This is a genomic window from Lachnoanaerobaculum sp. ICM7, assembly GCF_000287675.1.
Classification (GTDB): domain Bacteria; phylum Bacillota; class Clostridia; order Lachnospirales; family Lachnospiraceae; genus Lachnoanaerobaculum.
The window spans coordinates 21472-47520 of record NZ_ALJL01000005.1 but is presented as its reverse complement, the minus strand read 5'-3'; the positions used below and the strand labels follow the sequence as shown (position 1 = coordinate 47520).

Below are 26049 nucleotides of genomic sequence, written 5' to 3'. Positions count from 1 at the left end.
TTGTTTAGAAGACTTCGTATACAATTTATTGTAGCTGCAACTGTAGCGGTCATAGTAATGCTCATTTCAGTAATATGCATTTTGAACGCTTCAAAATATGCAGTTAGTGAAAACAGAATAAATAAAATATTGGATTTATTATCTGAAAACGGCGGAGTCCTTCCGGATGAAGATATTGTAGAGAAAATTCTCGGCAGAAAGACTAATTCGGATATTATAATTCAATACAGATACTTCAGTGCACAGGTTGACAGCAGTAACAAGGTAATTACCATGAATACCGAGCATATTGCAAATTTATCCGATACCGATGTTGTCTTTTATGTAAAGAAAATTCTTTCCGGAGGCAAAACGTATGGAAGTTTTACTACTACAGAAGGACAAAAGTTTGCATATAAATTTAATATTAATGAAAAAGATAACAGCAAGCTTATAGTGGTTTTGGATACTACAAGGTATTCGGAAGACAGAGCGGATTTGATAGAGACATCGGTTTTTATTTTCTTTTCAAATCTTGTCTTCTTTATAATAATATTTGTTATATTCTCGGGTAAGGTAATGATGCCTTTTATGGAAAACTATAGAAATCAAAGGGCTTTTATTACAAATGCAAGTCACGAGCTGAAAACACCCATAGCTATTATATCGGCAAATAATGAGCTTTGTGAAATGCTATACGGTGAAAATGAATGGACGCAAAGCAGTAAAGAACAGATACAGCGTCTGACTGAACTTATCAACAGACTTGTAGTACTTGCAAGATTTGAGGAGCAGGCAAATGTGACCGCTGTAAATATAGATTTTTCAAATATTGTTGAAAAGTCTTCAAAGTCTTTTAAATCTATTGCAATAAAGGGAGGAAAAAACTTTGAATCGGATATACAAAAAGATATATTTATATCCGGAGATGAAGGTGCATTGTATGAACTTATAAATATACTTATAGATAATGCAAATAAGTACTGTGATGAAGGTGGCACTATAGGCGTTAGGTTGTCACAGCATGGTATTACATTTAAAAAGGTGAAACTTGTTATATATAATACCTATAAAGAAGGAAAAAATATAGATTATTCGAAGTTTTTTGAAAGATTTTACAGAGAAGATCAGTCACATAACAGCAGTATTTCGGGTTATGGGGTAGGACTCTCCATTGCAAGAAATATTATAAACAGGCACAAGGGTAAAATACATGTCACATATAAGAATGATATTATTTATTTTAATGTATATTTTAATATGGTAACGAATACAGAATAAAATTTACTAATCATTTAAAGAGTATATTGTTTAGACTTTTGAATTGATTTTATAAAATGTATATAATATAATACAGCTTTATGATTTATTTTCAAACAGGAGGTTTTTATGAATCCGTTTTTGTTGGTAGCTGTAAAGCTTTTAATAGGCTTTTTTGCATTGGTAATAATAATAAACATATCAGGTAAGGGTAACTTGGCACCTTCATCAGCAAGTGACCAGATTGTAAATTATGTGCTTGGTGGCATTATCGGTGGTGTTATATATAACAGCAGTGTACGTATACTTGATTTTATTGCAATATTATGTATATGGTGCATTCTGGTGCTGGGCTTAAAATGGATAAAGACACATAATGTAAAGGCTAAACAGTTAATAGACGGTAAGGCCTTAACAATAATAGATGGCGGAAAAATAATTGTTGAAAATTGTAAAAAGGCAGGCTTATCCGCTCATGATGTTTCTTTTAAATTGCGTACAAACGGAATTTATTCAACAAAGGATGTAAAGAGGGCCGTACTTGAGCAAAACGGACAATTGATTTTAATTCAGTCAGGTGAGGAAAACCCTAAGTTCCCTGTTATTACAGACGGTCAGGTACAATCTGATACACTCGAGGTAATAGGTAAGGACGAGGATTGGCTTCTTGAAGAGCTGAAAAAGCAAGGTATAGAAAAATACAGTGATGTATTTTTAGGAGAATATGTTAATAATTCTCTAATACTTACAATTGACAAATAAAAGCATTTTTTATAGGGCTCGGAATTATTATTTTACCGGTTATATTGTCAATACCGGTATTACTTTTAGGCACAATGCTTGGAGGTGAAGGTGAAATATCACCTGTACTTACTCAGGTGTTTGCAATTGTAATGTTGATGATTCCAAATTTATTTACAGTAGAAGGCGGAATCTTTATGGTTCTGCTCGGTTTGATTTTTTATATTTTCAGAACAAACAGAAAAATACAATTTTTAGTATTGATAATTCTAAGTTTTCTTGCTTTTTATACCAATCGTACAGGAGTACAGTGGATGATGGTATTTGCAATTATTCCGCTATATTTTTATAACGGAGAAAAGGGAAGAGGAGATAAAAATTTCTTTTATATATTCTATCCTGTACATATTTATATATTGTATATAGTAGCAAGCTTATTACATTAGGAAACTGTTTATAAAAGTACAGCCGAAAAACAGATGCAATGATATAAAATATTTTAATAAAAAGTAAAAAGTCGCTTGACAAATGTTTTTTTATTTGGTATCCTAGGCAAGGTAAAACGACCGTAGACAGTAGGTGCCGTATGGCTTAAAGCAATACCTACCGAGGAAGTGACTAAGTACGTTGATGTATTCTCACTCTCTGTCTGCATGTCAGAGAGTTTTTTCATGTATAGATTTACACTTATTGCTTTTACGGGTTTTACTGAAACTATAAAGGAGGTTAGAAATGGCAAAAATCGAATTAAAACAGCCTATAGTTAAGGAAATTGCTGAGCTTTTAGATGGCGCACAGGCAGCTGTAGTCGTTGACTACCGTGGTCTTACTGCTGACCAGGATACAAAGCTTCGTAAGGAACTTAGAGAAGCAGGTGTAACTTATAAGGTTTATAAGAACACAATGATTCGTTTAGCAGCTAAGGGAACTGCATTTGAGACACTTGACAGCTCACTTGAAGGACCTACAGCGATTGCAGTTTCAAAGGAAGATGCAACTGCACCTGCTAGAATCTTACACAATTTCTCTAAGACTGCTCCAAAGCTTGAGTTAAAGGCAGGAGTAGTAGACGGTGTAACATATGACCAGGATGGAATCAAGCTTATAGCTACAATACCATCAAGAGACGAGTTGATTGGAAAGCTCCTTGGAAGCATTCAGTCACCAATTACAAACTTCGCTCGTGTGCTTAATCAGATCGCTGAAAGCAAGGAAGCGTAAATAAAACAAATAATGGAGGATTATTAAATGGCAAAGTTAACAACTGCAGAGTTTATCGATGCAATTAAGGAATTATCAGTTCTTGAATTAAATGAGCTTGTAAAGGCTTGTGAGGAAGAGTTTGGCGTTTCAGCAGCAGCAGGTGTTGTAGTAGCAGCAGCAGGTGCAGGTGCAGCAGCAGCTGAGGAGAAGACAGAGTTCGACGTAGAGCTTACAGCAGCAGGTGACCAGAAGGTTAAGGTTATCAAGGTTGTTCGTGAGGTTACAGGACTTGGACTTAAGGAAGCAAAGGATCTCGTTGATGGAGCACCTAAGGTTCTTAAGGCAGAAGTTTCTAAGGATGAGGCTGAGGCTATCAAGAAGCAGCTTGAAGAAGTTGGAGCACAGGTTACTCTTAAGTAATTTAATTGAAAATTTTTCGGGTGATTGCGAAAGCAGTCACCTTTTTTAGTACAAAATTTTATATATATTTCCATCAAAATCCTTTATATGATATAATATAGCCCGATATAAGTATTTTAGAAAGGAATATATTTATATGATAATGTTAAAAAATGTAAGATTATTAGATCCTTGTACAAGGACTGATGATATAAGAGATATACTAATCTCAGAGGGAAGAATAACAAAGATAGATAAAGACTTATACCTGGATGCAACTCTTATGGCAAGAGCCAATGGCGAGAGACTAAAAGTTTATGATTGTACAGGACTTTGTGCGGCTCCCGGATTTGTAGATGTACATGTACATTTAAGAGAGCCGGGTTTTGAATATAAGGAAGATATAGCAAGTGGAGCAAGAGCTGCTGCTAAGGGCGGTTTTACCACAATAGTTGCCATGGCAAATACAAAACCTCCAATTGACAGTCCTGAGCTGATATTTGAAGTACTTAAAAAGGGTAGAAACACACCTATAAATGTAAAAACCTGTGCTTGCATTACAAAGGGGATGAAGAGTGAAGAGCTTGCAGATTTAAAGGAGCTTAGAGAGGCCGGTGCGGTTGGCTTTACAGATGACGGAAGACCTTTACTTGATGAGAATCTTGCAAGAGAAGCCATGAAGGTTGCACGAAATATCAAAATGCCACTTTCATTCCACGAAGAAGATCCGAAATTTATAAAAGAAAACGGCATAAATCATGGGTTGGCATCGAATGAGTTACATATTTTCGGTTCAGACAGACAGGCTGAAATTTCAATGGTTGAAAGAGACTGCAGACTTGCAAGAGAAACCGGTGCAACTATAAGTATACAGCATATCAGTGCAAAGGAAAGCGTAGAGCTTGTCAGAAAGGCAAAAAAGGCGGGACTTCGTGTATTTGCCGAGGCTACACCTCATCATTTCACACTTACCGATAAGGATGTTATAAAATACGGTACACTTGCAAAAATGAATCCGCCATTAAGAGAAGAAGAAGACAGACTTGCAATAATCGCAGGACTTAAGGATGGTACTATAGACATCATTGCTACAGATCACGCTCCTCACAGTGTTGAAGAAAAAAATAAGGACTTTGTAGATGCACCAAGCGGAATAATAGGACTGGAAACAAGTTTTTCTCTCGGATATATGCATCTGGTTAAACCGGGACATCTTACATTAATGGAGCTTATGAACAAAATGAGCTATCAGCCTGCAAGACTTTACAATATGGACAGGGGAGTATTACGAGAAGATGAAATTGCAGATATTGTAGTATTTGATGTAAATAAAGAATGGAAATACGATAAGAGCGAGAGCAAGTCAAGTAACTCACCATGGATTGGAGATACATTACAGGGGAAGATAGTATATACCATTTGTGAAGGAAATGTAGTGTACGAGAATATTGATTAGAAAAATTAATTAAGGAGAGAAAATGAAAGACAATAATTGTGCTTACTGTGTACAGGGAGATTTACTTGAAAAATTCGGATATCCTGTAGGACAGATGGAGAGCGGATACTTATATATATTTAAAGAGCAGACTAAGATGGGCAGAGTAATACTTGCTTATAAGGACCATGTAAGTGAAATAGTCGATATTTCCGATGAAGAAAGAAATCAGTTCTTTGCAGATGTAAATAAAATCGCAAAAGTAGTACACAAGGTTTTTGCACCAAGCAAAGTAAACTATGGAATGTATGGAGACACAGGGTGTCACTTACATATGCATATAGTCCCTAAATATAAGGGAGGAGATGAATGGGGTTCCACATTTACTATGAATCCTGATAAGAAGTATTTGAAAGAAAGCGACTATGAGGAGATGGCTAAGATCTTCAGAAGAGATTTAAACATAGAAAAATAAATATTGATGCAACGAGAAACAGCAGCCTCGCGGCTGCTGTTTCCCTGTTAGAGTGATATAGGAGTGCATAATGCACATTTTGTAGTGAGAGGTCAACGCAAGAAAACTCTCAACTACGAAGAGTATAATAACATAATCGGAGCATATATGCAATAGGAAAAAAGTTAATAAATTATGAACTTTGGTAACGATAAGAACATAAATAAGAATATAATGATGGAAATTTTATGCAATTCAACTGGACTTAATATAAACTGAAAGTTATATTCAGCTTTTAGTATGAAGTGTGTCGGATAAAGTGTATATCTGTTCAAACTATAAAATATTGTTTTTCATATAGCATTGTGTTATACTATCACTATAACATTTATAACTTACTTAAACAGCAAACCTATATTTTAATATCAATATAGGATGCATAAAACATAAATCAGACAAATTTTTATATTATATTGGAGTGTGGGTATGGATGTAATAATAGATTTTCATAGTGAAGAAGCTATATATGTACAACTTTGTAATCAGATAATAGTTGGAATTGCAACAAACAAATACCACGAAGGAGATATTTTACCTTCTGTAAGACAATTGGCCGAAGAAATAGGTATCAATATGCATACGGTAAACAAGGCTTATGCTACATTAAAAAGAGAAGGCTTTGTACAGCTTGACAGAAGAAAAGGTGCAGTCATAAAAGTGGATGCCGACAAACTGCGTGTACTTGATAATATGCGAAAAGAGTTCGGAGTAGTTGTGGCAAGGGGAATATGCAACGGTGTTACGAGGAGAGAAGCGCATGAACTTATAGATGAACTTTATAATGAGTTTGAAGTACAAGAATTTGAGGAGATGTAATAACAAAGATGTTATGTGAAAAATGTAAAATTAGGGAAGCAAATGTCTTTTACACTGAAATAATAGATGGAGATCAAAAAAATGAACATCATTTATGTTCTAAATGTGCCGGAGAGATAGATCAATATTCAAGTTTGTTTGATAAAGACTTCAGTTTTTCAAAGTTGCTTTCAGGAATACTGGGAGATGTGTTTGAAAAGGAAGAGAACAGTGAATATAGACAGATTGTATGTCCGACATGTAATACGAGCTATGATGATTTTATTAAAAACTCAATGTTCGGATGTAAAGACTGCTTTGAAGTTTTTAATCTTTTGATAAATGACAATATAAAGCAAATTCATGGAAATGATACTCATGTAGGTAAAACTCCTAAGAATTATCATAAAAATGATAAGATACTTCCAAAATCAATAGTTACAGACAGCATTGATAATATCTTCAACAATGAGGACAAAAAAATTGAAAACTTGAAACATAAACTTGAAGATGCGATTAAAAAAGAGGATTTTGCACAGGCTGCTATACTTAGAGACAAAATAAAGACTATCAAAGAGGACAAAGAAGATGTGGTATGATAATGTATCTTTGAATACAGATTATAATTATATAAGTAGTAGAATAAGACTTGCAAGAAACTTTGACAATGCATTGTTTCCGAGTAAACTCTCAGATACGGAAGCAAAAAAACTTATTGATAAAACAATAGGAGAATTGTCAAATATATCTACAGATTTAGGGATGCAAACGAATGCCGATATACTTGACAGAATTTCAGAAATAGAAAGAATGTCAATGTATGACAGAAAAATTTTGAATTTGACATTGGCAAAGAAAAAGACGCCTACAGGTATTATATTAAACGATAATGAAGATATAAGTATTGTAATAAACGGAGATGATCATATAAGATTACAAACACTTTCGGTAGGTATATCTTTATACGAACTGCTTGAAAAGGCAAACAGAATCGATGATTATATAAATGAGCATTTTGAATATGCTTTTAATGAAAAGTACGGGTATTTGACAACCTATCCGACAAATATCGGTACAGGAATGCGTGCTGCAATAGTGCTGCATTTACCTGCATCCACACAGAGTAAAGGCTTTTCAAAACTGATTTCAAGTGTAGGAAGATTTGGAGTGGCTATAAAGGGCTTACATGGTGAAGGTAGAGAAAATCATGGTGCATTGTTTGAAATAAGTAACCCTAAAACTCTGGGAATTTCGGAAAAAGAAATTTTAGACACTGTAATAAAGGTGGCAAATCAACTAAATGCAAATGAAAGGAAACTTAGGGAATCACTAATTATTGAAAAAAGACTTGAGAAGCAGGATGAAGCATATAAATCATTCGGAGTTTTAAAATATGCAAGAAAGCTTTCTTTAAAGGATGCACTAAGCTTTTTAAGTTCACTTATGGAAGGCAGTGCAGACGGATTGATTGAGCTTGCCAATGAAAGTAAATTATATTCAATGATGATAGGTGCTCAGTCATCAAATCTTTTGAAGATGGCAGGTAGACCTTTAAGTGAAGATGAAATAGATGAAATAAGAGCAAAATATATAAGGGACAATATAGGAGAATTACTATAGAAAGGGAAACTAATGGCTGAAAGATATACATCTCAAGCAAAGGAGGCGATTAAGTATGCCGAAATGGCTGCTAAAGAATTATCGCAAAATTATGTCGGCACCGAACATCTCCTTCTTGGTCTGGTACAAGAAGGAAGCGGTGTTGCAGCTAAGATACTTGAGAAAAACGGAATAACGGAAGAAAAAATATTAAATTTAATAGATCAACTTATAGTTTCAAATTACAATGTGGCGATAGAAAGCAGACAAAATTATTCACCGCTTGCAATCGGTGTATTACAAAATGCATACAGAGAAGCGACAAGGTATAAATCTGCACTTATCGGTACGGAACATATTTTGATTGCAATAATAAAGGACAGTGCATGTATCGCTCATAAGCTCCTTTTGACAATGAATATTAATATTCAAAAACTATATATGGAGATTTTATCTGCAATGGGGGAAGAGACTGAGCGAAAAGAAAACTATGAGAAGACGAGCAACAGGTCAAATTCGCTTGCAACCCCTACACTTGATAAATATTCCAGAGATCTTACAGAATTTGCAAGAATAGGAAAACTTGATCCGGTTATCGGAAGAGATAATGAGACAAACAGAGTTATGCAGATTTTATCAAGACGAACCAAGAACAATCCTGTGCTTATAGGTGAGCCGGGAGTCGGTAAAACTGCAGTAGTTGAAGGACTGGCATCGCGTATCATATCAAAGGAAGTTCCTGACACATTGCTTGATAAAAGACTTGTGACACTTGATCTTCCTGCTATGATTGCAGGTTCAAAATATCGTGGTGAATTTGAAGAAAGAATAAAGAAAGTAATAAATGAAGTTGTAAGTGCCGGAAATGTATTACTTTTCCTTGATGAGCTTCATACTATTATCGGTGCAGGAGGCGCCGAAGGAGCGGTGGATGCTTCAAATATTTTAAAGCCGCTTCTTGCCAGAGGTGAGTTGCAGCTTATAGGTGCAACCACTATAGATGAATACAGAAAGCATATAGAAAAGGACTCCGCACTGGAGAGAAGATTCCAACCTATAATAGTTGAAGAGCCTTCTTTGGAAGATGCTACCAAGATACTTCTGGGTCTTAAGCATAAGTATGAAGAACATCATGCGGTATCCATTACAGACAGAGCAATTGAAAGTGCCGTAAAGCTGTCAAAGCGATATATCTCAGACAGATTTTTGCCGGATAAGGCAATAGATCTTGTAGATGAGGCTGCATCCAAGACAAGAATCAGCAATTATATGGAGCCTGAAAAGATTAAAGAAATAAAGGCCGAAATTGAAAAGATGGAAAAAGAGAAAGAGGATGCGGTAAGTGCCGAAGAGTTTGAGAGAGCCGGTGAGATAAAAGAAAAGCAGGAAAAACTCAGAGAAAAGCAAAATAAACTGCGTGATAAATGGATTGAAGACAAGAGAAATAAAAAGCTTGTTGTAGATGAGGATGAGATTGCGGATGTAGTGGCACTCTGGACAAAAATTCCTGTAAAGAAAATCACGGAAAACGATTCTCAAAGACTTAATAATCTTGAGAAGGTTTTACATGAGAGAGTTGTTGGACAGGAAGAAGCGGTTAATGCGGTAGCAAGAGCCATAAGAAGAGGCAGAGTAGGTCTTAAAGATCCGAAAAGACCTATAGGTTCATTTTTGTTCTTAGGACCTACAGGTGTCGGTAAGACTGAACTTTCAAAAGCACTTGCATACAGCATGTTCGGGTCTGAAAGTGCACTTATTCGTGTAGATATGAGTGAGTACATGGAAAAGCATTCGGTTTCAAAGATGGTAGGATCACCTCCGGGATATGTAGGATACGATGAGGGAGGACAGCTCTCCGAGAAGGTGAGAAGAAACCCTTATTCTGTAATACTCTTTGATGAGATTGAAAAGGCTCATCCGGATGTATTTAATATACTTTTACAGGTACTTGATGACGGACATATTACAGACTCAAGCGGGAGAACAGTTGACTTTAAGAATACGGTTATTATTCTTACTTCAAATGCCGGAGCACAGAGAATAGTAGAGCCGAAACATCTTGGTTTTGCTTCAAATACTGATGATGAAAAAGACTATTCAGCAATGAAGAACAATGTTATGGATGAAGTAAAGCAGATGTTTAAACCTGAGTTTTTAAACAGAATTGATGAAACAATTGTATTCCATCAGCTTACACGTGATAACTTAAAGGAGATTTTAGATATTCTGCTTAAGGAGATCAATAACAGACTCTCTGAACAGATGCAGATGAATCTGAAACTTACCGAAAAGGCCAAGGAATTCCTGATTGATAAGGGATATGACAAAAAATACGGTGCAAGACCGTTAAAGCGAGCTTTGCAAAATGAGATAGAGGATAAGATGGCTGAGCAGATACTTCTTGGAAATGTAAAGCAGGGAGACTCTCTTAAGGTAGATTGCAAGGGTGAGGACAAGGACAGAGAACTTGTATTTAAACCTATTGTTAAAAAAACTAAAGTAAAAGAACTTGTAACCCAATAATTTTAAAGCTGACTGATATTTGTATAACATTTATTAGTCAGCTTTTTTATATTTAATAAAAACATAAATAATTTAAAAATAAAAAGATAAATATACAAAATATATGCTATGATAGAATGTGTATAGAAGATTATCGTATTTATTAAAGGTGAGCATAATGGATGAGATAATAATTGAAGTAAAAGGGCTTTATAAGTTCTATAAAGCAGGTGAAAACATAGTACATGCTTTGGACGGTTTGGACTTTACTATAAACAAAGGAGAGTTCGTGGCGATAGTAGGTCCGTCAGGTTCAGGAAAATCCACACTTCTTAATATGCTTGCGGGGTTGGAAAAACCGACTAAGGGTGAAATAATAATTAGCGGAACTCACCTTGAAAAGCTTAAAGAAAATCAACTGGTGGCATTCAGAAGAAACAATGTAGGCTTTATTTTTCAATCATATAATCTGTTACCGACTATGAATGCACTTGACAATGTGGCATTACCACTTGTATTCAGAGGTGTTGACGCAAAGAAAAGGGTTGAAATTGCAAAGAAATATCTGACTTTGGTAGGCCTTGAAAAACAGATATATCAAAACGGAAATGCCATGAGTGGAGGTCAGCAACAAAGAGTAGGCATAGCAAGAGCACTCGCTATGCAGCCGAAAATAATTTTTGCAGATGAGCCTACAGGAAATCTGGATACAAAGACCACGGCTGAAGTGCTTGAGTTGATGAAACAGATTGTAAAAGAGGAAAATCAAACTCTTATTATGGTTACACATGATAATGATATTGCTAAGGTTGCGGACAGACAAATCAGGATTGTAGATGGAAAGGCGGTTTAGTTAAGATGAACGGTGTAAAGAAAATTTTGGGGATTTTGATGATTCTTTTAATGGTCATTATCCCGCAGGTAGAATCATTTGCAAAGTTAAGAAATATAGAAAGCAATAATGTATTTCATCAGGATAAGATACCTGTCGGAAAAACAGGTAAAATGATGAGTGTAACATTCTATGTTGAAACAGGCTCAGACTATGCAGATGCGTGGGCAGGCATAGCCTATGATGATGAAGAAGATGAAAATATTGAATTTCCCTTTGAACTTACATCCGAGACTACGGACAGAAAGCATGTAGGAAAGATAAGTAAGGGTAAGAAAAAAAGTATTACTATTTCAGCAAGAGTAAGAAGAGATATTCCTGAAGGTTACTACGGTATTCCGGTTTATCTGGCTGATGACAAAGAAGGTGGAAGAGGTATACAGGAATATATAAATGTTTATATTCAAAAATCCGCTACAACCGACAGCAGTGAATCTGAAGCTGTAAAGGATGTGGAGTTTACTTTGGGTGAAGGACAGTCAACACCCCGAGGTAAATATCCTGATGTATTAAACTTCGGTCTAAATCTTGCAAATACGGGTAAGCTTACAGCCTTTGATGTTACGGCTCATATGATAATGGATAAGGACAATACGGTTTTTCCTTTTGAAATAAATGATGCCAACTATGACAGACATTTTGATAAGATTGAGAGCGGCGGTGTTACAAGCCTGGATTACAGTTTTGCAATACAAAAAAACACCTATACAGGTTATTATCCGATAAAACTTGAAATTACATATCGTGACTCTACAGAAGGTGAAATAAAAAAGACCGAAGAGCAATTTTTTGTACATATACAAAATAAAGATAAAGATGAAACAACCACTTCACCGGGAGAGTTTAATCCGAATGACAGAACAAAGGCAAGAATAGTAGTAGACAGTTACAGAACAGAGCCGAAGGATGTATATGCCGGAGAAACTTTTGATTTGATTATTGTAATGAAGAATGCTTCTGCGAGTGTAGCCGCCAGCAATATTTTATTTACTTTGGAATCGGAGAAGGCAAATGACAGCGCGGTATTCAGTATGGAGCAGGGATCAAGCTCTCATGCCGTGAATTCTCTGCCTGCAAATCAAACTACAGAGCTCAGACTTAAGATGAGTGCAAGGGCGGGCGTGGATCAAAGGTCATATTCAATTACAATAAATGAGCAGTATGATTCACCTGAGTATAAAAATGCAACAGATAAGGTAAGTGTAGATATACCTGTAAGACAGGTGGCAAGGATGAATATCGGAAGCTTTGAAATCAACCCTGACAGTATAAGCGTTGGTGATGATGCAAATATTACATTTCAGATAAATAATACCGGAAAGGTAGTTCTTTATAATCTTATGGCAAAGTTTAAGGCGGATTCAATAAAGGAGAATGAAGCCTATATAGGAAATGTAAAGCCAGGTGAGAGCGGAAATGTGGATGTAAATTTGACAGGCAAAGCCGTAACTGCAGATGACGGTAAGATAAACCTTACTATAAGCTATGAAGATGAAAACGGAAATATTACAGAGGAAACAAGAGATTTTATCTTAAATGTAAACGAAGAGGCGGAAACCGATTTTGATATAACAGATCAGCAAATACCTGAAGAAGAGAACAGGGGATTTAATCCTTTACCTGTTATAATTGGAGGAGGTTTATCGTCTGTTATTATAGCAGGTGCTTTGATATTGAAGAAAAGAAAATCAAAAAAGGAGCAGATGTAAATGAAACTGCTTGATTTACTTAAATTAAGTATTTCAAACCTGAAAAGAAGAAAGCTTAGAACTGTACTTACAGTACTGGGTGTACTTATAGGTACGGCTTCCGTTGTAACAATGCTGTCACTTGGTATCGGGCTTGATGAATTAAATAAAGAGAGCATAGCACAGTCGGGATCACTAAAGGCTATAGATGTTACTGTTCCATACAACAGACAAGATGATTCATCAAATAAAAAGACGGAACCTTTGCGTATAAAGGATGATACTATTGAAACATTTTCGAAAATAGAGCATGTTGAAGGAGTATCTCCGGTGTTGTCAACTTATGTAATTATAATGCAGGGACCTTATATGCAAAACACTCAAATAAACGGAGTTAATGAAGAATATATGGCTGAAATAAAACTTGAGAGCGGTCATATTCCTACAGATAAGAAAAATCTTGAATTTGTATATGGAAATTTTGTTATTAAAGATTTTCAGAATCCTAAAAAGCCTAATGAATCATTTTATGAGACTAACAAACTTCCAAATGTGGACTACAACAAGCCCATGTTTGTTATTTTTGATACTGAAGGCTATGATAAGGCAAATGCCGGAGGAGAGAATGCACCGAAACCGCCAAAGAAGTATATTATAGATACTGCAGGTGTGGTAAAGGGAGGTGCTTTAATGGATGATTATGACAGTTACAATAATTTCAGCTTCGGAATATATTGTAATATAGATGCTTTAAAAGTAATGCTTAAGAAAGTCTATAAAAACAAACCTATTCCAAATCAACCTACAACAAAGAAAGGTAAGCCTTTAAAGTATCTGGTGTATGATTCTGCCAAGATATATGTGGATGATATGAAAAATGTTTTGACAGTTCAAAAGCAAATAACAGATATGGGTTTTCAGGCCGAGTCACAGATGGAGTGGATTGAACAAAGTAAAGCCTCTACAAATATGATTCAGATGGTACTTGGAGGTATAGGTGCAGTTTCATTGTTTGTTGCTTCTATAGGTATTGCAAATACTATGATGATGAGTATATATGAAAGAACCAAAGAAATCGGAATTATGAAGGTTTTAGGCTGTGATATGAATCGAATAAGAGATATGTTCCTTATAGAATCGGGCGCTATTGGACTTATTGGAGGCTTGACCGGAGTTGTTTTTAGTTTTATTATTTCAATTGTAATCAATGCTCTTGGCGTGGCGGTGGCTGTTTCCGGAGTAGACGGAAATATATCAAGAATACCGCCATGGCTTGTAATATCTGCAATTATTTTTGCAGTTATTATAGGCATGCTGGCAGGTTTTTTCCCTTCTTTAAGAGCAATGAAGCTAAGTCCGCTAACTGCACTTAGAAACGATTAGGAGGTTTTATGTTTAAGTATCTGTCAAAATTAGAGTATCCGGGTAGAGGAATTATACTTGGAAAGTCTGAGGACGGTAAGAATGTCGTTTTCGCCTACTTTATCATGGGGAGAAGTGTAAATTCAAGAAACAGAATATTTGATGTGTATGGCGATGATATAAGGACAAAGGCTTTTGATGAAAGTCTGCTGAACGATCCGTCTTTAATTATCTATTCTCCTGTAAAAGTATTTGGAAATAATGTAATAGTAACAAACGGTGATCAAACGGACACGATTTATGAATATCTAAAGACCGGTAAAAGCTTTGAAGATGCACTGTATACAAGAACTTTTGAACCTGATGCACCGAATTTTACACCAAGAATATCAGGACTTATTGAACTGAAAGACAGACTTAAACTTAAATTTTCTATATTAAAAAGTGATGAAGGTGATGAAAATCAGACTTTAAGATTTTTCTATAATTATGATAATCCGAAACCGGGTGAGGGATTTTTGATTCATACCTACAAAGAAAATTCGGATCCTCTAAAAAGTTTTGAAGGTGAACCGAAAAAAATACAGATAAGCGGAGATATAGATGAATTCAGTGAAAAACTTTGGAACTCTCTTGATTCAGAAAATAAAATATCTTTGGCAGTCAGGTATATAAATTTGGAAACCGGTGAATATATACAGGTTATAAAGAATAAGCTGGAGGGTATGTAATGAAAGAGTTGATTTTAAAGTATGGTTGTAACCCTAATCAAAAACCTGCAAAAATTTTTATGGAAAACGGTGATGAACTTCCCATAAAGGTACTTAGCGGAAATCCGGGTTATATAAATCTATTGGATGCTTTAAACGGGTGGCAACTTGTTTCAGAGTTAAAAAAGATAAGCTCTTTACCTTCCGCAACAAGCTTTAAACATGTATCACCTGCAGGTGCGGGAATAGGACTTATGCTTAATGATGTTTTAAAGAAGATATATTGGGTGGAGGATGAAAAACTTTCACCTCTGGCCTGTGCATATGCAAGAGCCAGAGGGGCGGACAGAATGTCATCATTCGGTGATTTTATCGCTCTCAGTGATATTTGCGATAAAGAAACCGCTATACTTATAAAGAGAGAAGTATCTGACGGTGTTATAGCGCCCGGATACAGCGATGAAGCACTTGAAATACTTCAGTCTAAGAAGAACGGAAAATATAATGTTATTCAAATAGATGAAAACTATATTCCGGAGAAATCGGAAAAGAAGCAGGTCTTCGGTATTACATTTGAACAGGGACATAATGATTTGGATATAAATATGAGCCTGCTTGAAAATATTGTGACTGAAAACAAAGATTTGCCTGAGAGTGCAAAACTTGATCTGCTTATATCTTTAATAATTTTAAAGTATACTCAGTCAAATTCTGTTTGCTATGTAAAAGACGGACAGGCAATAGGTATAGGAGCGGGGCAGCAGTCAAGAATACATTGTACAAGACTTGCAGGAAATAAGGCGGATAACTGGTTTTTAAGGCAGGCTGAATGTGTGCTTAATCTTCCTTTTAAAGAAGGAATAAAAAGAGCGGACAGGGACAATGCTATTGATGTTTATATAGGCGATAACAGTGTAGAGGAACTTTTAACAGACGGTATGTGGGAGCATATCTTTACACAAAAACCGAAGGAATTTACAAGGGAAGAAAAAAAAGATTGGCTAAAGAATCTAAATGGTGTAAGCCTTGGTTCAGATGCATTCTTCCCGTTCAGTGATAATATTGAAAGAGTACAAAGAAGCGGAGTGGAATTTATTGCACAACCGGGAGGCTCTTTAAGAGATGATGCAGTTATAGAATGTTGTAATAAATACAAAATAACAATGGCATTCACAGGCGTTAGGCTTTTCCATCATTAAGCATATTATTGAAAAAATTTGTTGATTTAATATATATTTTATTATAAAATTTAAATAATCAATAGGTTTATAACAGTTTTTATTGATATTCCGGATATTATGGAGGGATTATGGCAATATTAGTTACCGGTGGTGCCGGTTATATCGGAAGTCATACTTGTGTTGAATTGTTGAATGCAGGTTATGAAGTGGTTGTAGTAGACAATTTGGTAAATTCTTCAAAGGAATCACTTAAGAGAGTGGAAGAGATTACAGGAAAGTCTTTACGTTTCTATGAGGTTGATTTGTTGAACCGAAAGGCTCTTACAAATGTATTTAAAGAAAATAATATAGATGCAGTTATACATTTTGCAGGATTAAAGGCGGTTGGAGAGTCTGTATATAAGCCGCTTGAATATTATCACAATAATATTACCGGAACTCTTATTTTATGTGAAGTAATGAGAGAGTTCGGAGTGGAAAAGATAGTATTTTCATCCAGTGCAACAGTATACGGAGATCCTAAAGTAGTTCCTATTACAGAGGATGCACCTCTTGGTGTTATAACAAATCCATATGGAAGAACAAAGGGAATGCTTGAGCAGATCTTGACAGATCTTCATACTGCAAATGACAAATTCTCAGTTATGCTTTTAAGATATTTCAATCCGATAGGAGCACATGAGTCAGGTAGAATCGGTGAAAATCCAAAGGGAATTCCAAACAATCTCTTACCTTATATTACGCAGGTTGCTGTAGGTAAACTTGTATGCCTTGGAGTATTCGGAAACGACTACGATACTAAAGACGGTACATGTGTAAGAGACTATATCCATGTTGTTGACCTTGCAAAGGGACATGTGAAGGCTCTTGAAAAGATGATGAGAGATCCCGGAAAGGTGGATATTTACAATCTTGGAACAGGTATCGGATACAGTGTACTTGATGTAATAAATGCATTTGAAAAAGTAAATGATTTAAAGATCAATTATGTATTCAAAGACAGAAGAGCAGGTGATGTACCTGCATGTTATGCAGATCCTTCACTTGCGTTTAAAGAACTTGGCTGGAAGGCTGAGAAAAATATTGAAGATATGTGCAGAGACTCTTTCAGATGGCAAAAAGCAAATCCGAACGGGTTTGAAGAGGAGAGCTCTGATATAGTAGTTAGAAAAGACGGTTCAGTTGTTAAAAAATAAATATAAATTATCTGCCTTACGGAGTTTTCCGTAAGGCGGTTTATAAAGGAGATTATGCTTAGTAAAATACATACAGCAGGTCTTTTAGGTATCAATGCATTTCATGTCTGTTGTGAAACCGATATTGGTGACGGTCTACCGGGAATAATTCTTATAGGTTCTCTATCCGGTGAAGTCAAAGAGGCGGCAGACAGAGTAAAGACCGCAATAAAAAATTCTAAATATTCTTTTTATCCCAGAAAAATCGTTATTAATCTTTCCCCCGCAGAAATTAAAAAAGAAGGTTGTGGCTATGATTTACCTATTGCCATATCAATACTTGAGGCACTTGGAACAATAAAATCAAATATATTAAACAAATCACTCTTTGTGGGAGAGCTTTCACTAAGCGGTGAATTACTTCCTATAAGAGGTATACTACCGATTGTGATTTTTGCAAAAGAAAACGACTTTGAAAATGTTTTTCTTCCATATGATAATCTGGCAGAGGCAAATATAGTTACAGGCATTAAAAATTTCGGAATAAAAAATCTAAAAGATCTTATTGAAATTCTAAACGGTGAAAAAACTTATTCAGAAAATATTCAAACACAAATTCCTGATAGAAAAGAATACAGTGACTTTTCAGATGTAAACGGACAGATATTACTAAAAAGGGCTGTACAGATTGCTGTTGCAGGAAGGCATAACATATTATTTATAGGACCTGCAGGTACAGGTAAAAGTATGATTGCAAAAAGAATTCCGGGAATAATGCCTAATATGAGTGATGAAGAGGCTTTGGAAGTTTCAAAGATATACAGCGTATGCGGACTGCTTAATTCAAAAGAGCCTGTATTAAAGATAAGACCATATAGGGATCCACATCACAGTGTTTCTCCACAGGCACTTTCAGGAGGTGGAAGGATACCTAAGCCTGGTGAGATTTCTCTGGCACATAAGGGAGTGCTGTTTCTAGATGAGTTGGCTGAGTTTAAGACAAATACCATAGAAGTACTCAGGCAGCCTATGGAAAATAAAACAGTCAGTATTGCAAGAGTAAATGCAAGTATTGAGTATCCTGCCGATTTTATGCTGGTGGCCGCTACAAATCCTTGTAAATGCGGATACTATCCTGACAGAAGCAAATGCAGTTGTAATGAGGCACAAGTAAAGAAATATCTGTCACGAATATCAAAACCTTTACTTGACAGAATAGATATTACAGTTGAAACTTCTTTGATAAAGTATGAGGAACTTAAGGGTGATTTTAAAAATATCAGCAGTGAGGAAATAAAAAGCTACATAGAAAAAGTAAGGCAGATACAGCTGAACCGATATAAAGATTATGGGTTTTCTTATAACTCTGAAATTCCGGCAGGTCTTATAAATAAATTTTGCAATTTAAAAAAGAATGATGATGTTTTCCTATCTGATTTATATGAGATGAAGAAAATGAGCGTAAGAGGACTTCATAAAATATTAAAAGTTGCAAGGACAGTTGCCGACTTTAATGAACATAAAAATATTGAGCATGATGATATATGTGAGGCTATATCATATCGCTCTTTAGAAGATAAATATTGGTAAGGAGGATATATGCAGATAAATAATATCTCAGATAGAGAAGCAATGTTTTTTCTGTCAAGTTTAGCGGAGCTTGGTTATGCTTCAAAGCGTGCTATATATGAGAATATAAAGCCTTTGTACAGTATTTTTGAAATGAACTTTGAAAATTTAAAAATGAAAGTAAAACTAAGAGAAAAGCAAATTAAGGCTGTTTTAGGATTAAAAATCAAACTAAATGAACTACATGAAAAATATCTGTCTTTGGATGAAAGAAAAATAAAATTTATTCTTCCATTTGAAGATGAATATCCAAAAAAGCTTTTGGACTTGAGAGATTATCCTTTCGGCATATTTGTAAAAGGTGATATTCCAAGACAGAGAAAGAGTGTGGCAATAGTGGGCAGTAGAGGTGCAAGTGAATATGGACTTGGAATGGCAAAGTTCATTGCACAGGAACTTGCGGCAAATGATGTGGATATAATAAGCGGTATGGCACTTGGCGTTGACAGCATGGCACATGAAGGTGCTGTTATTTCTAAAGGAAAAACTTATGCAGTACTTGGCACAGGAGTAAATGTATGTTATCCTGATAGCAATTTTACTCTATACAATAAGTTATGTAATGAAGGCTTTGGGGGTGTTATATCTGAATTTCCTTTGGGTACAAATCCTTTAAAGTTTAATTTTCCTATTAGAAATCGTATTATTTCAGGTCTGGCGGATATTACTGTAGTAATTGAAGCGAGATTAAAGTCAGGTTCACTTATAACAGCTACACATGCCATAGAACAGGGCAGAGAAGTGTTTGCACTTCCCGGTAGAATAACAGATTGTATGAGTCTTGGATGTAATAAATTGATATCTGACGGTGCAGGTATTATAACCTCACCTACGGATATTTTGGAAGCACTTGATCTTAATGTTGATAAAAAAATTCAAGTATATGATGAAAAAAACGCTAATATACTTGCAAAGAATGATAAAAAGGTTTATAGTTGCCTTGATTTAAAACCGAAATATATAGATGACATAATTAAAGAAAGCGCTTTAGACATCTCTCAAGTGCTTAGCTCACTTTTATTACTTGAATTGGAAGGTTTTATCGTACAAGTATCATCAAATTATTATTGTAAGAGATTAAGTTAGTAAGGGGTTAAGATGGCTGGAAGTTTAGTGATAGTGGAGTCGCCTGCAAAGGTAAAGACTATTAAAAAATATTTGGGTTCGGGGTATGAAGTTACGGCGTCAAACGGACATGTGAGAGATTTGCCGAAATCCACAATGGGTATTGATGTCGAAAATGACTTTGAACCGAAATATATTACCATAAGAGGCAAGGGCGAGTTACTTGCTAAACTGAAAAAAGATGTTAAAAAAGCTGATAAAATATATCTCGCAACCGACCCTGACCGTGAAGGTGAGGCAATCAGTTGGCATCTGTCAAAGGCTTTAAAGCTTGAAGACAGTGAGAAGAAGGTGTATAGAATCAGTTTTAATGAGATTACAAAAAATGCTATAAAAGAGGCTATCAAGCATCCAAGAAATCTGGATATGAATCTTGTGGATGCTCAGCAGGCCAGAAGAGTACTGGATAGAATGGTGGGTTACTCTATCAGCCCTTTACTTTGGGCAAAGGTAAAAAGAGGATTGTCTGCAGGTAGAGTACAGTCTGTAGCTCTTCGAATGATATGTGACAGAGAGGCACAGATAGATGAGTTTATTCCGGAAGAGTATTGGACACTTGAAGCTGAGCTTTTGACCGAGCACTCAAAAAAGACTGTAAATGCCAAGTTTTATGGTAAAAAGAGTAAGCTTGCCATAAACAATAAAGCAGAGATGGATAAAATATTAAAGGCTTTAAAAGGTGCTTCATATATAGTTTCAGAGATAAATGAAGGTGAAAGAGTAAAGAAAGCTCCAATTCCTTTTACAACATCTACCTTGCAACAGGAAGCCAGCAAAAAGTTAAATTATTCAACTCAAAAGACAATGAGACTTGCACAGCAATTATATGAAGGTGTGGAGGTAAAGGGTAAGGGTACAATTGCTCTTATTACATATTTGCGTACAGACTCAACAAGAATAGCTGCCGAGGCTGATGCCGCGGCAAGAGATTTTGTAGGTAAGAGCTACGGACCTGAGTATGTTTCAAAAAATGTTGTCACAAAAACAAATAACAATAATGTTCAGGATGCACACGAGGCTATAAGACCTACAGATGTAAATCTTACTCCTGCAATGGTTAAAGAATCATTGCCAAGAGAACTTTTCAGGCTATATCAGCTTATATGGAAGAGATTTGTTGCCAGCAGAATGGAAAATGCGAAGTATAAGACCACTTCAGTGAAACTTAGTGCAGGAGATTATATTTTTACAATGTCAGGCTCAAAAATAGTTTTTGAAGGATTTATGAGTGTTTATACTGACGATGATGAAGAAAAGGTTAGTTCGGATGCTATTATAGGAAAGCTTAAGGTAGGAGATGAGCTTAAACTTGAAAAACTTTTGGATGTACAACATTTTACACAACCACCTGCACATTTTACGGAGGCAAGTCTTGTAAAGGCATTGGAAGAGCAGGGAATAGGACGTCCGTCAACATATGCACCTACTATTACCACAATTCTTGCAAGACATTACATTGTAAAAGAGCAGAAAAATCTTTATGTTACCGAGCTCGGACAGATAGTAAACTCCATGATGGTTAATTATTTCGGGAGTATAGTAGATAAGGAATTTACAGCAAATCTTGAGCAATTACTGGATTCTGTAGGTGACGGAAGTGTAAACTGGAAAACTGTAGTATCAAACTTTTATCCGGATTTGGAGTCGGCAGTTGAGCAGGCTTCAAAGGAACTTGAAAATGTAAAGCTTGCAGATGAAGTAACAGATGTAATATGTGAAAACTGTGGAAGAAATATGGTTATAAAATACGGCCCACATGGAAAGTTTTTAGCATGTCCGGGATTCCCTGATTGTAAGAACACAAAGCCGTATCTTGAAAAGATAGGGGTTAAATGTCCTAAATGTGACGGAGAGGTTGTAATAAAGAAGACTAAGAAGGGCAGAATATATTATGGTTGCAGCAATGCGCCCGAATGTGACTTTATGTCATGGAATAAGCCTTCTTCTATAGCCTGTCCAAAATGCGGTTCATATATGGTTGAGAAGGGAAATAAGCTTCTTTGCATGAATGAAGAATGCGGATATTCCGAGAATAAGCCTAAAGAAGAATAAATATTTAAAGTTAAACGACCGACTTAATAAGCCGGTCGTTTATTTACATACAAATACTTTACTTTTTAAGTTATTTTATTTTTTCGACCATTTCTATTACTGTATCTATTACTTCATCAAAGCTGATTTCTTCCGCATATCTAAATCTTCTTTGATAGTTTTTCCATCTTATCCTAATATCTTTTTCCGATTTTAATTTGGATATTAGATTTATAATACTGTCAATTATAAAATCTGTACTTCTATATTTAAAAGTATTTTGACATGCATTTCTTAACATATCATAGTTTATTTTTTCGCTTTTCAAACGGTATAAAATATAAATATCATAAAAGTCCTTACTCCTACTGTTAAATATTCCCCTATAATAAACTGTATGAATTTTCTCAGCAAGAATAGTTTCTATATTGTATGCACATATTTTAAATAAACTGTCACTGAAAATGCTTTTATAATTATATGATATATCACTTGGTGTAATCGGGTCTCCGGTTGCTATATCAAGAGGGATAATCTGTCTAATATTTTCGAGCCTACAAAGAACTGTAATTCTAAATCCTCCATACTCATCTTCTTTACGGATTTCTTCTATTTTCTGAATTGTGTAAGTGATTCCGTTATCATACCCACTGCTAAGAATTTTTTCAAATCTTTGCTTTATATTTTCCTCTGTAAGTGTGAATTTTCTTATCAAAAAATCAATATCGACAGTACTTCTTTGCCTTATTCCTATTACATTAGAAAGTAGAAATCCACCTTTAAAAATAAAATTATTACTCTCATCACTTATTGATATTTTTTCTAAAATACTCTCTAAAAAATAGTGTGTTTGTATTGAATTAAAACTGAGTCCTGTTTCTTTTGAAAGCTTTTGACATAATGATCTAAGTTTATCTTTATTCATAGAGAATCTCCATAACTTTTTTTACTTTTTCATATATTTTCATTTTTTTAGAATATTCATAGAGTCTATTTAAATCTTTATATGAATATTTAATATACCTGTTAAGAGTTTTGGAAAGTAATTCTGTTTCCACTTCATTTCTATTTTTAATAAGATCACAAATAGTTCTTTCTAAATTGTATACTTTTACAGTATTTCCAAACATAGTTTGACAATCTGTTATACCCATATCATAAATTTCTTTCTTTACATAGTGAATTCTAACGTTACTGTTTATTCTATGTTTATTGTATCCTTTATATACTGTGGCTTCAATTTCAAGTGGAATTATATCCGTAAATCCCTGAAGATATAAGGCTGATACATAAGAAAAAATAGCTACTGTATATTTATTTTGAAAAAAAGAATACTCATCATAATCACCACTTGAATTTATATAAATTCCTCTATCTATGCGAATCAACTCACCTGTTTCAACCATCCGTGTTAGATAAATAGTAGGGATGTTAGAGCTTGTAAACTCTTTACTTGTTATTACACCGCCGTTATTTTTTAATTTTTCTTTTATTTTATTTATATAATCCATAGTATCCTCTATTCTTGTTGTAATTATGCTTACATCATATCACTTGGTAAGCACAAATACAACAAAAATGGAAAACTAAATATCAAAAAAGAGAGTGGAACTAATTTAAGCCACACTCTCAAATTTAAAATGAATACTTTATTATAGTTGCTTTGCTATTCCTTATAATCATCTTTTTTATCAAGATTTCGTATCTGTTTTGTTATTACCAGATATGCATATATTATTACCGGCATTACAATATCTATAAATAAGAAAACAAAAAGCAATCTGATATTGTCTGAGAATATTGCAACAAAAACAGTTGAGATTAAACTGAATATAAGTAAAAGTAAGATTATTATTGCAAAAAACTTTTTTATTTTCATATTAATTTTCCTCCAGACTTAAAGTCAACTCTTCCCACTCATTCATAAGCTTTTCAAGCTTTTCTTCCAGAGCCGTTTTTTCTTTTTGTAGTTCCATAAGCTTACCTACATTTGAGGAAATCTCAGGATTGGCAAATTCCTCATCTATGAGTCCAAGTTTTTCTTCAATCTTTTCTATTTCCTTTTCACATTTGTTTAATGCATTTGTGATTTTTTTCTTTTGCGCTTGTGCATTCTTGTTTTCAATCCATTCCTGCTTGGAATCGGAGACCTCTGCCGGTTTTTCTTCTATGTTATTTACAGAAAGATTTGCTGCACCTTCTACAGCTTCTCTTTTTTCAATATAGTAATCATAATTTCCTATATAGTTAAGTAATCTGTTTCCTGTAAGATCAAGAATCCTGGTTGCTGTCTTATTGATAAAATATCTGTCATGTGAGACATAGCAAATGGTGCCGGGGAAACTGTTTAAAGCACTTTCAAGTACATCTTTACTCAGAATATCCAAATGGTTTGTAGGCTCATCCAAAAGCAGGAAGTTTGCTTTTGATAACATAAGCTTTACCAAAGATACTCTGCCTCTTTCTCCACCGGATAAATCACCGATTTTTTTAAATACATCCTCACCTGTAAAGAGAAAAGCTGCAAGTATGTTTCTTATTTGAGTATTGTTCATCTCAGGGTAAGTATCTGAAATCTCATCAAACAAAGTCTTGTCCATATGAAGTACTTGATGTTCCTGATCATAGTATGCAATGGAAACATTTGATCCGTAGATTACTTCACCTGTATCCGGAGATAAAAGACCGTTTATAATCTTTAGAAGAGTAGTCTTTCCTGTACCGTTATCACCTATAATAGCAACTCTTTCTCCTCTTTTGATTTCAAAGTTTATATTTGAGAATAAATGCTTTTCATCAAAACTCTTTGACAAATCATGTACCGTAATAACATCTTTACCACTTTCTTTTGAAATATCCAAAGAGAGTTTCATATTCTCTATATGGGTAACCGGAGCTTCAACTCTATCTATCTTTTCAAGTTGTTTTTGACGGCTCTCGGCTCTTTTTATCGACTTTTCTCTGTTGAACTGCTTAAGCTTTGTAATAACTGCTTCCTGATGTTTTATTTCCTGTTGCTGATTCAAATATTCCTTCATTTTGGCATCTAAAAGCATCTGCTTTTTTGCTGAGAAGTCTGAATAATTTCCGGAATACATCTGAACTTCGGCGTTTTCTATATCTATAACCTTGCTTACTATCTTATCAAGAAAATATCTGTCATGTGAAACTATGATTACAGCTCCTTTATAGTTTAAAAGATAGGATTCAAGCCATTCTATACTGCGAAGGTCCAAATGGTTTGTCGGCTCATCAAGTAAGATAATATCCGGTTCTTCTAAGAGTAACTTTGCAAGGAAAACTCTTGTTTTTTGGCCTCCTGATAATGTATTTATCTTTCTTTCAAAGTCATTTTCATTAAATCCAAGTCCTTTTAAAATACCGATAACTTTACTTTTTGCAGCATACCCGTCCATCAGCTCATAGCTATGTGTCAGAGCGGTATATGAAGAATATAACGCTTCAAGTTCCTCGCCTGAGAGGTGTTGCATCTGTTCCTGCATCTCTAACATTCTTTTTTCCATGTTAAGGATATGCTCTATAACTGTATATAATTCATCTATAATACTTAGAGTAGAATCAACATTATTTATCTGTCTTAGATATCCGAGTTTTGCATCCTTTGCAAGTATAACATTGCCGCTGTCGGCACGTTCCTCACCTGTAAGTATTTTTAGTAGTGTGGTTTTTCCGGCACCGTTTACACCGACAATGGCAACTTTTTCATGTTCATTGACTAAAAAATTTGCATCTTTTATTATCTCATTGCTTCCGAAAGATTTTGAGATATTTGTAGCATTTAAAATCAAAATTTGCCTCCTTAGTCATA

At 34.9% G+C, this 26049-nt stretch carries 24 protein-coding genes and 1 other annotated feature; of the genes, 20 read left to right on the top strand and 4 right to left on the bottom strand.

Annotated features, from left to right (window positions below):
• From HMPREF1140_RS01065 to topA, 20 genes are all read left to right on the top strand, one after another.
• Entirely contained in the window at positions 1–1260 is a 1260-nt protein-coding gene (locus HMPREF1140_RS01065; protein WP_009662076.1) for a sensor histidine kinase, read from the top strand.
• Between the two features lie 108 nt (positions 1261–1368).
• On the top strand, positions 1369–2001 hold the full coding sequence (locus HMPREF1140_RS01060; protein WP_009662105.1) for a DUF421 domain-containing protein: 633 nt from the start codon (positions 1369–1371) through the stop codon (positions 1999–2001).
• 74 nt (positions 2002–2075) lie between these two features.
• Positions 2076–2426, top strand: a complete 351-nt coding sequence (locus tag HMPREF1140_RS01055; protein WP_035619662.1) for a TraX family protein — start codon at positions 2076–2078, stop codon at positions 2424–2426.
• 102 nt (positions 2427–2528) lie between these two features.
• Positions 2529–2660: a sequence feature (ribosomal protein L10 leader region), on the top strand.
• A 52-nt stretch (positions 2661–2712) separates the two neighbouring features.
• Complete coding sequence (rplJ, locus tag HMPREF1140_RS01050) at positions 2713–3201, top strand: 50S ribosomal protein L10 (protein WP_007592058.1); 489 nt, start codon at positions 2713–2715, stop codon at positions 3199–3201.
• A gap of 27 nt (positions 3202–3228) precedes the next feature.
• A complete protein-coding gene (gene rplL / locus HMPREF1140_RS01045; RefSeq protein ID WP_009218717.1) occupies positions 3229–3603 on the top strand; it encodes a 50S ribosomal protein L7/L12 in 375 nt (124 codons plus the stop codon).
• Between the two features lie 136 nt (positions 3604–3739).
• The gene (locus tag HMPREF1140_RS01040) at positions 3740–5038 is read left to right on the top strand and encodes a dihydroorotase (protein WP_009662086.1); all 1299 of its coding nucleotides are present in this window, start codon (positions 3740–3742) and stop codon (positions 5036–5038) included.
• Positions 5039–5060: 22 nt separating this feature from the next.
• Positions 5061–5492: an HIT family protein gene (locus tag HMPREF1140_RS01035; RefSeq protein ID WP_009662077.1), complete on the top strand. Its 432-nt coding sequence runs from the start codon at positions 5061–5063 to the stop codon at positions 5490–5492.
• Between the two features lie 465 nt (positions 5493–5957).
• Positions 5958–6347: a GntR family transcriptional regulator gene (locus tag HMPREF1140_RS01030; RefSeq protein ID WP_009662088.1), complete on the top strand. Its 390-nt coding sequence runs from the start codon at positions 5958–5960 to the stop codon at positions 6345–6347.
• An 8-nt stretch (positions 6348–6355) separates the two neighbouring features.
• Positions 6356–6925, top strand: coding sequence for a UvrB/UvrC motif-containing protein (locus HMPREF1140_RS01025; protein ID WP_009662053.1), 570 nt, complete (start codon positions 6356–6358; stop codon positions 6923–6925).
• A complete protein-coding gene (locus tag HMPREF1140_RS01020; RefSeq protein WP_009662059.1) occupies positions 6915–7946 on the top strand; it encodes an ATP--guanido phosphotransferase in 1032 nt (343 codons plus the stop codon). Before HMPREF1140_RS01025 ends, HMPREF1140_RS01020 begins: the two co-directional genes overlap by 11 nt.
• Before the next feature lie 12 nt (positions 7947–7958).
• The gene (locus HMPREF1140_RS01015; protein WP_009662099.1) at positions 7959–10448 is read left to right on the top strand and encodes an ATP-dependent Clp protease ATP-binding subunit; all 2490 of its coding nucleotides are present in this window, start codon (positions 7959–7961) and stop codon (positions 10446–10448) included.
• A 157-nt stretch (positions 10449–10605) separates the two neighbouring features.
• Positions 10606–11280, top strand: a complete 675-nt coding sequence (locus tag HMPREF1140_RS01010; RefSeq protein ID WP_009662066.1) for an ABC transporter ATP-binding protein — start codon at positions 10606–10608, stop codon at positions 11278–11280.
• A gap of 5 nt (positions 11281–11285) precedes the next feature.
• Complete coding sequence (locus HMPREF1140_RS01005; protein ID WP_009662108.1) at positions 11286–13028, top strand: COG1361 S-layer family protein; 1743 nt, start codon at positions 11286–11288, stop codon at positions 13026–13028.
• A complete protein-coding gene (locus tag HMPREF1140_RS01000) occupies positions 13029–14390 on the top strand; it encodes an ABC transporter permease (RefSeq protein WP_009662073.1) in 1362 nt (453 codons plus the stop codon).
• An 8-nt stretch (positions 14391–14398) separates the two neighbouring features.
• Positions 14399–15100, top strand: coding sequence for an IMP cyclohydrolase (locus HMPREF1140_RS00995; protein WP_009662050.1), 702 nt, complete (start codon positions 14399–14401; stop codon positions 15098–15100).
• A complete protein-coding gene (locus HMPREF1140_RS00990) occupies positions 15100–16278 on the top strand; it encodes a phosphoribosylaminoimidazolecarboxamide formyltransferase (protein WP_009662085.1) in 1179 nt (392 codons plus the stop codon). The genes HMPREF1140_RS00995 and HMPREF1140_RS00990 overlap by 1 nt, the downstream gene beginning before the upstream one ends.
• A 110-nt stretch (positions 16279–16388) precedes the next feature.
• On the top strand, positions 16389–17456 hold the full coding sequence (galE, locus tag HMPREF1140_RS00985; protein WP_009662042.1) for a UDP-glucose 4-epimerase GalE: 1068 nt from the start codon (positions 16389–16391) through the stop codon (positions 17454–17456).
• 54 nt (positions 17457–17510) lie between these two features.
• On the top strand, positions 17511–19025 hold the full coding sequence (locus tag HMPREF1140_RS00980; RefSeq protein ID WP_009662075.1) for a YifB family Mg chelatase-like AAA ATPase: 1515 nt from the start codon (positions 17511–17513) through the stop codon (positions 19023–19025).
• Positions 19026–19034: 9 nt separating this feature from the next.
• The gene (dprA, locus tag HMPREF1140_RS00975; RefSeq protein WP_009662064.1) at positions 19035–20150 is read left to right on the top strand and encodes a DNA-processing protein DprA; all 1116 of its coding nucleotides are present in this window, start codon (positions 19035–19037) and stop codon (positions 20148–20150) included.
• A gap of 12 nt (positions 20151–20162) precedes the next feature.
• Positions 20163–22241 carry a type I DNA topoisomerase gene (topA, locus tag HMPREF1140_RS00970; RefSeq protein ID WP_035619653.1) on the top strand — a complete coding sequence of 693 codons (2079 nt, stop codon included), beginning with the start codon at positions 20163–20165 and terminating at the stop codon, positions 22239–22241.
• A 70-nt stretch (positions 22242–22311) separates the two neighbouring features.
• Here the strand turns inward: topA and HMPREF1140_RS00965 are convergent, their stop codons facing one another.
• The 4 genes from HMPREF1140_RS00965 to HMPREF1140_RS00950 all read right to left on the bottom strand — a co-directional run bounded on the left by HMPREF1140_RS00965 (position 22312) and on the right by HMPREF1140_RS00950 (position 26029).
• Positions 22312–23145 (bottom strand): nucleotidyl transferase AbiEii/AbiGii toxin family protein, encoded by an 834-nt coding sequence (locus HMPREF1140_RS00965; protein ID WP_009662038.1) that lies wholly within the window; start codon positions 23143–23145, stop codon positions 22312–22314.
• Complete coding sequence (locus HMPREF1140_RS00960; protein ID WP_009662092.1) at positions 23138–23731, bottom strand: type IV toxin-antitoxin system AbiEi family antitoxin domain-containing protein; 594 nt, start codon at positions 23729–23731, stop codon at positions 23138–23140. The genes HMPREF1140_RS00965 and HMPREF1140_RS00960 overlap by 8 nt, the downstream gene beginning before the upstream one ends.
• Before the next feature lie 155 nt (positions 23732–23886).
• The gene (locus HMPREF1140_RS00955) at positions 23887–24099 is read right to left on the bottom strand and encodes a hypothetical protein (protein ID WP_009662093.1); all 213 of its coding nucleotides are present in this window, start codon (positions 24097–24099) and stop codon (positions 23887–23889) included.
• A 1-nt stretch (position 24100) separates the two neighbouring features.
• Positions 24101–26029 (bottom strand): ABC-F family ATP-binding cassette domain-containing protein, encoded by a 1929-nt coding sequence (locus HMPREF1140_RS00950; RefSeq protein WP_009662057.1) that lies wholly within the window; start codon positions 26027–26029, stop codon positions 24101–24103.
• Between the last annotated feature and the right edge of the window lie 20 nt (positions 26030–26049).

What these genes read in the sequence shown, in the direction of transcription:
- HMPREF1140_RS01060 (WP_009662105.1), top strand. Translation starts at nt 1,369, where the DNA reads ATGAATCCGTTTTTGTTGGTAGCTGTAAAGCTTTTAATAGGCTTTTTT.
- HMPREF1140_RS01055 (WP_035619662.1), top strand. Translation starts at nt 2,076, where the DNA reads ATGCTTGGAGGTGAAGGTGAAATATCACCTGTACTTACTCAGGTGTTT.
- rplJ (WP_007592058.1), top strand. Translation starts at nt 2,713, where the DNA reads ATGGCAAAAATCGAATTAAAACAGCCTATAGTTAAGGAAATTGCTGAG.
- rplL (WP_009218717.1), top strand. Translation starts at nt 3,229, where the DNA reads ATGGCAAAGTTAACAACTGCAGAGTTTATCGATGCAATTAAGGAATTA.
- HMPREF1140_RS01040 (WP_009662086.1), top strand. Translation starts at nt 3,740, where the DNA reads ATGATAATGTTAAAAAATGTAAGATTATTAGATCCTTGTACAAGGACT.
- HMPREF1140_RS01035 (WP_009662077.1), top strand. Translation starts at nt 5,061, where the DNA reads ATGAAAGACAATAATTGTGCTTACTGTGTACAGGGAGATTTACTTGAA.
- HMPREF1140_RS01030 (WP_009662088.1), top strand. Translation starts at nt 5,958, where the DNA reads ATGGATGTAATAATAGATTTTCATAGTGAAGAAGCTATATATGTACAA.
- HMPREF1140_RS01025 (WP_009662053.1), top strand. Translation starts at nt 6,356, where the DNA reads ATGTTATGTGAAAAATGTAAAATTAGGGAAGCAAATGTCTTTTACACT.
- HMPREF1140_RS01020 (WP_009662059.1), top strand. Translation starts at nt 6,915, where the DNA reads ATGTGGTATGATAATGTATCTTTGAATACAGATTATAATTATATAAGT.
- HMPREF1140_RS01015 (WP_009662099.1), top strand. Translation starts at nt 7,959, where the DNA reads ATGGCTGAAAGATATACATCTCAAGCAAAGGAGGCGATTAAGTATGCC.
- HMPREF1140_RS01010 (WP_009662066.1), top strand. Translation starts at nt 10,606, where the DNA reads ATGGATGAGATAATAATTGAAGTAAAAGGGCTTTATAAGTTCTATAAA.
- HMPREF1140_RS01005 (WP_009662108.1), top strand. Translation starts at nt 11,286, where the DNA reads ATGAACGGTGTAAAGAAAATTTTGGGGATTTTGATGATTCTTTTAATG.
- HMPREF1140_RS01000 (WP_009662073.1), top strand. Translation starts at nt 13,029, where the DNA reads ATGAAACTGCTTGATTTACTTAAATTAAGTATTTCAAACCTGAAAAGA.
- HMPREF1140_RS00995 (WP_009662050.1), top strand. Translation starts at nt 14,399, where the DNA reads ATGTTTAAGTATCTGTCAAAATTAGAGTATCCGGGTAGAGGAATTATA.
- HMPREF1140_RS00990 (WP_009662085.1), top strand. Translation starts at nt 15,100, where the DNA reads ATGAAAGAGTTGATTTTAAAGTATGGTTGTAACCCTAATCAAAAACCT.
- galE (WP_009662042.1), top strand. Translation starts at nt 16,389, where the DNA reads ATGGCAATATTAGTTACCGGTGGTGCCGGTTATATCGGAAGTCATACT.
- HMPREF1140_RS00980 (WP_009662075.1), top strand. Translation starts at nt 17,511, where the DNA reads ATGCTTAGTAAAATACATACAGCAGGTCTTTTAGGTATCAATGCATTT.
- dprA (WP_009662064.1), top strand. Translation starts at nt 19,035, where the DNA reads ATGCAGATAAATAATATCTCAGATAGAGAAGCAATGTTTTTTCTGTCA.
- topA (WP_035619653.1), top strand. Translation starts at nt 20,163, where the DNA reads ATGGCTGGAAGTTTAGTGATAGTGGAGTCGCCTGCAAAGGTAAAGACT.
- HMPREF1140_RS00965 (WP_009662038.1), bottom strand. Translation starts at nt 23,145, where the DNA reads ATGAATAAAGATAAACTTAGATCATTATGTCAAAAGCTTTCAAAAGAA.
- HMPREF1140_RS00960 (WP_009662092.1), bottom strand. Translation starts at nt 23,731, where the DNA reads ATGGATTATATAAATAAAATAAAAGAAAAATTAAAAAATAACGGCGGT.
- HMPREF1140_RS00955 (WP_009662093.1), bottom strand. Translation starts at nt 24,099, where the DNA reads ATGAAAATAAAAAAGTTTTTTGCAATAATAATCTTACTTTTACTTATA.